The organism is Marinobacterium jannaschii DSM 6295, from assembly GCF_000620085.1.
GTDB lineage: Bacteria > Pseudomonadota > Gammaproteobacteria > Pseudomonadales > Balneatricaceae > Pontibacterium > Pontibacterium jannaschii.
On sequence record NZ_JHVJ01000043.1, the window covers coordinates 1 to 4,914 of the forward strand.

The window sequence follows — 4,914 nt, forward strand, 5'->3', positions numbered from 1 at the left end:
GACAGCCCGGGGCCTTGATTAGATGGACAGCCTCCGCACCTAAACTTAATGATTCGACTGTGTACGCTCTGACTGATCCCGCCACTAACGGGTACACCCAGGTGATCCAATCTTCCTTGAATAGGACAGCCAGAGTTACCGAGTAATTTCTAGTGGCCCATCCGGAGCAGGACCTCCTATATGGCAGCACTATTGGTGCGTAAGAGACCCTCTATATGTGTTTGTTACCGCACAGCAGGTAATCAACCGAAAGGCGAAGTATGTCGATCGAATTATTAAAGAGCACCCATGAGGAAAGCCTCAGGGGTTACTTCGCCTATTGACGCGGGGACGGCTCATATGTGTTAAGTGTCTTACCATTCTCGCCACTCTTCAGTGATGTCTTCGGCTACTTGATGGCCAGCATTGACGATAACTTGGCTGATTAGATCACAGATACTTTCGCGCTGATCTGTTTCAATGATCGTGTGGTCATGCTTCTCATTGAAGTCATTTAGAACCAACACCAGTTCTTTGACCTTAGACTTGACCCATTGGAAATCTGCCTTTTCATCCGAGCGCTCAACAGCTTCAATGAAGCTGCTAAGAATTGCTCCGCATTCCTCCACGTCGGATTTGCTATATGGGGGCTCGTCATCGTCTTCGATGAATTCAAGCATCCAATACAAAACATCCTTTTTCGTAGCTTCTATCTCAGCATTCATCTCGGATTCTCGTGGACTCTTAACGCCGCGTTCACCGGCTTGTCCGGTGCAACGCCTTGTGTACGCCCAGCATGGGCATGAACTAATGAGGTGAAAGTCCTCTGTAGGAAGGTCACCATCCATAGCGATATATATCGGAATTAGATGCTAACTACTAGCGAATGGCAAGGGCCTGACCGCGAGGTTTGGTCTGGAGGAAGCCGGACGCAAAACTGCGAGCTGATGAACAAGAACATCATATGAGGCGTAGGCTGGAGGCGAGTTGGCACAAGACGACGAAGCCATGTGACCTAACGGCCACCGTAAATGATGCAGCAGTGCAGGGACAGTTCATGCTCTTATCTGGGGAGATCTGCTTAACGGGCGATCGGTCAGATAACCAGTAAGGCTCTGGTCTATAAGTGCCTTGGCTCCATTGAGTGTATCGCCAGTGGAGAGCGAATCAGATACAAACCGATAGCGCTGTCGGGGGCAACTCCAATGGTGATTAAGCAGAAGTCAGCAGACGGCATAGTAGCCAAACGCCTGCCGTAATGGGCAGGACACGGTGAAGGCCTGAACACTTAGAATGAAAGGAGGAGCCATGACAGACCTGAACACGCAAATGCCGTCCGGCAGTGATGCGATTCAGCGTACTGATGTGCAGCCAGCCTTTAGCTTTGATCTACTCGAACGAACGCTCTCCCGTGCGAACCTGCAGGAGGCATGGCGGCGCGTTCGAGCCAACAAAGGGGCCGCTGGCGTCGATGGCATGAGCATCGACGAATTCCCCGCCTGGGCCAGAACAGGCCGCTGGCAATCTGTCGTTGATGAACTGAAAGCCGGGCGTTACTGTCCTGCTCCGGTTCGTCGCGTTGAGATTGATAAACCCGATGGCGGTGTGCGCTTACTTGGCATACCAACAGTGAAAGACCGGGTTATCCAGCAAGCAATAGCCCAGGTATTGATGCCAATCTTCGATCCCGGTTTCTCGGACAACAGTTTCGGGTTCAGGCCGGGTCGCAGTGGGCATCAGGCGGTTAAACAGGTGCAAACCATTATCAAAGGCGGGCGACGATTCGCCGTTGATGTTGATCTCTCCAAATTCTTTGACCGGCTCGATCATGATCTGCTGATGACTCTCCTCGCCCGCAAGGTCGAAGATAAACGTCTGCTTCGCTTGATCGCCCGGTATCTACGCGCTGGCATCATGGAGGGTCAGCAGTTAATTGAGAGCCGGGAAGGTGTTCCTCAGGGTGGGCCATTATCACCGCTGTTGGCGAATATCATGCTCGACCCTCTGGATAAAGAGCTGGAGAGGCGCGGTCACAAATTTGCCCGCTACGCCGATGACTTTACGATACTGGTAAAGAGTCAGCGTGCTGGCGAGCGTGTGCTGCACAGTATCAGCTGCTACCTGCAAAACCGTTTAAAGCTGGTCGTTAATACGACCAAAAGCCATGTCGTGAAAACGGCGCACTGTCAGTTTTTAGGGTTTACCTTCAGGTACGGACGCTTGCAGGTACAGCCCAGGAAACTGGAACAGTTTAAACAGCGACTTCGTCGTTTGACGAATCGCAACTGGGGTGTGTCAATGCGCTACCAGCTCTTTAAGATCAGCCAGTTTATACGCGGCTGGATTAATTACTTTGGTATCGCCAATTGCTATCAGCTCTGCGTCGAACTGGACCACTGGATCAGGCGTCGGGTGCGGATGGCCTATTGGCGACAGTGGCGAAAGCCACGCACCAAGGTAAGGAACTTAATGGCCCGTGGCGTCAGAGTACAAGCCGCAGTGGCATGTGGCATTACCAGCAAAGGACCATGGCGCAGCTCGAAAACTCCGGGGATTAATCAGGCTTTGTCTGATGCGTATTTAAAATCCGAAGGGTTGTACGCGCTGCGTGATGGTTGGATCAAGCTTCACTATCCTGAGTGAAACGCCCTGTGCGGACCCGCATGCAGGGTGTTGTGGGGGCTGGAGGCTAGATACCTCCGGCTACCCGATTATATTCTACCTTGCTAAATTTCAACTCATACCTTTCGTCAGAAACTGAAGCCCTTTTGAATTCAATATTATCTGAAAATTTATTTTGATTTATTACTGTTTCCATAATTTCATAAACATCGCTATCTTTGACATTACATCCAAAGTATATTCCTGTTATACACTTCGGATCTATGTGGTAAAGATGAATAGTATCAGAATTATTTTTTGATATAACATCGATGCCTGTTCGAATCCCATCCCCATTCACATCTTCATTATCCCCAGTGTCATGATCAAACTCAAAGTTAAGCTCGCAAAAACCATTATCCAATTTCGTTATTTCAAGTTCATCTTTGCAAATATCTTCAACATAAGAGTCGTATTTTGTAATTACTTTGTCTGCATAAGACAATTTAAGGAGTGATCTATGCTCCTTTTCATATAACCATCTATCCCCTTTCGTCAGAAAGACTGTTTTTATTAATTTTTGATAGTGCACATCCCAGTCATCATCAGGTAGTGCATTATTTTTAAGTTCAAATTTTGGTTGCGAGTCTCTATAAACAACTTGAACAGGCTTTTCTTCAGCATTACATAGAGGCCTCTTCTCATACCTATATTGATCACCATCTCTGTTTACGTGTGAATCTGTAAGCCATGGTCTATTTTCTATTTCTACAACAAACCCTCTATGTTCATCAGCATAGTGCGACCACATCAACAAATTTGAATAGTCTTCAGTAAAAGAAACAACACCATACTCAAATAAGTCATCTTGTAAATTTTCCATTACAGCTTGAATATGGTACTCGTTGTGTTCAGGATCAATATCAACACCATCAGATATCAAATGTTCATTCTCATGTCTATTTACATTTCTAACTTGTTGCTCTGAGTACTGACCTTCAAAAGGATCATTTAGATTGTAGAATGGGGTTGCCCTTAGCATTGGTTCTTCAAAGAACTGCTTCCGTAAAGGCATATATTTGTACAAATACCTATTCAATTATAACCTCCTCATGAATATAACGCCTCAATAACCGGCAGCCACTAGGCTGTCCGGCGACGAAGGCGCGAAGTTTATTGACTTGTTATGAGTTTGGTTCAATTGGGAACCCCTTAGGCTGATGAGGAAACTCAAGCATTGGCCTCTGGTCCTTCTCCTTTGTGACGAATACTTGCCCATCGCTATTTAGTTGAACACGTAACGTACCATCAAAGTACGGCCCACTTTCGCCGCCATAAGGTATGAGGTTACGTCCATATACCCATTCGCCTAACTTAGATTTTACGATCAAACTTTCCGAACTAAACAACATCGTTTGACTAGTCTTTGAAGGAATATGAGTAACGCTACCTCCGACATTCACTGAAACATCGACTCCGGTGTTGTTATATAAATCAACTTTCGCCATTCGAGGACAACCAGTTAACAAAATGCTCAGAATAAAGAGCATAACTGTGTACTTGAGTCGTTTTCCCATGCTAGTACTCATAACATTCTTAATACTGCGCATGCTCGTTTTTCCTGCATTTACCAATCCATAAAAATCACATTTTCACGTCACAAATCAACCACTTACGACGCCACTATCAATTTCGTTCAGGCAAAAACGCGCATGCGCGTGTATTTGAGGTAACGCGCATTCCATGGTATTGAAAGCTATCTGCTAAGCAGCTGATAGTAAAGTAAAATTCTTGATAGCCATTGCAGTTTCGCCAGACCAGTTGCGCGTTATCACCTTCGGGTAATTATCCAATTCAAAATACACTGTAGATCTATACAAATTCAGATCGATCACTCATTTATTTCAGAAGAACCTTAGAGTTTTTTCGAAATCTCACGGGAGGGTGGTGATTAATACTAGAAATCGCCCTATCCGCTTCGTCTACCTAGTTGTGGGTACTGAGGAGGTTGTTCACATCGGCGAAATTCGAGATGCTGGTTATCGCCAAACAAACAACATCCGATAGCCGACATGAACAACCCCCACAAGAATGCCCGAACGACTTACCATAATCGAGTCCTAATCATTGATCGTGTCCTGAATGAAGGCCGATCAGTCCACTCTGTGGCAGCTGATTTCGGTATCAGTGCACGTACCGTCTATAAATGGTTGGCCCGCTTTGAGGAGCACGGATACGCAGGACTGCATTCAGCGTCCAGTCGCCCCCATAGCAGCCCTTACCAATTGCCTGATAGCTGGATCGAATGCATCCGACTCTATCGCCAGACCTTCA

General features: G+C 46.6%; 5 protein-coding genes. 2 read left to right on the plus strand and 3 right to left on the minus strand.

Annotated elements, in window-relative coordinates:
* Positions 1-353: 353 nt before the first annotated feature.
* Complete coding sequence (locus tag Q354_RS28580) at positions 354-704, minus strand: hypothetical protein (protein WP_027858465.1); 351 nt, start codon at positions 702-704, stop codon at positions 354-356.
* A gap of 583 nt (positions 705-1,287) precedes the next feature.
* On the opposite strand from Q354_RS28580, the gene ltrA reads away from it, so the two are divergent.
* Entirely contained in the window at positions 1,288-2,622 is a 1,335-nt protein-coding gene (gene ltrA / locus Q354_RS0115915; protein ID WP_027858466.1) for a group II intron reverse transcriptase/maturase, read from the plus strand.
* Between the two features lie 46 nt (positions 2,623-2,668).
* Here ltrA and Q354_RS0115920 read toward each other — a convergent pair whose 3' ends face one another.
* Both Q354_RS0115920 and Q354_RS0115925 read right to left on the minus strand, forming a co-directional pair.
* Entirely contained in the window at positions 2,669-3,679 is a 1,011-nt protein-coding gene (locus tag Q354_RS0115920; RefSeq protein WP_156948393.1) for a DUF2971 domain-containing protein, read from the minus strand.
* An 85-nt stretch (positions 3,680-3,764) separates the two neighbouring features.
* On the minus strand, positions 3,765-4,190 hold the full coding sequence (locus Q354_RS0115925; protein WP_027858468.1) for a hypothetical protein: 426 nt from the start codon (positions 4,188-4,190) through the stop codon (positions 3,765-3,767).
* 462 nt (positions 4,191-4,652) lie between these two features.
* Between Q354_RS0115925 and Q354_RS29030 the strand changes: the two genes are divergently transcribed.
* On the plus strand, positions 4,653-4,914 hold a 262-nt coding region (locus Q354_RS29030), incomplete at its 3' end, for a leucine zipper domain-containing protein (protein ID WP_156948394.1).

Bases quoted from the DNA above. Each gene is read 5' to 3' on its own strand.
- Q354_RS0115925 (WP_027858468.1), bottom strand. From the start codon at position 4,190: ATGCGCAGTATTAAGAATGTTATGAGTACTAGCATGGGAAAACGACTC.
- ltrA (WP_027858466.1), top strand. From the start codon at position 1,288: ATGACAGACCTGAACACGCAAATGCCGTCCGGCAGTGATGCGATTCAG.
- Q354_RS28580 (WP_027858465.1), bottom strand. From the start codon at position 704: ATGAATGCTGAGATAGAAGCTACGAAAAAGGATGTTTTGTATTGGATG.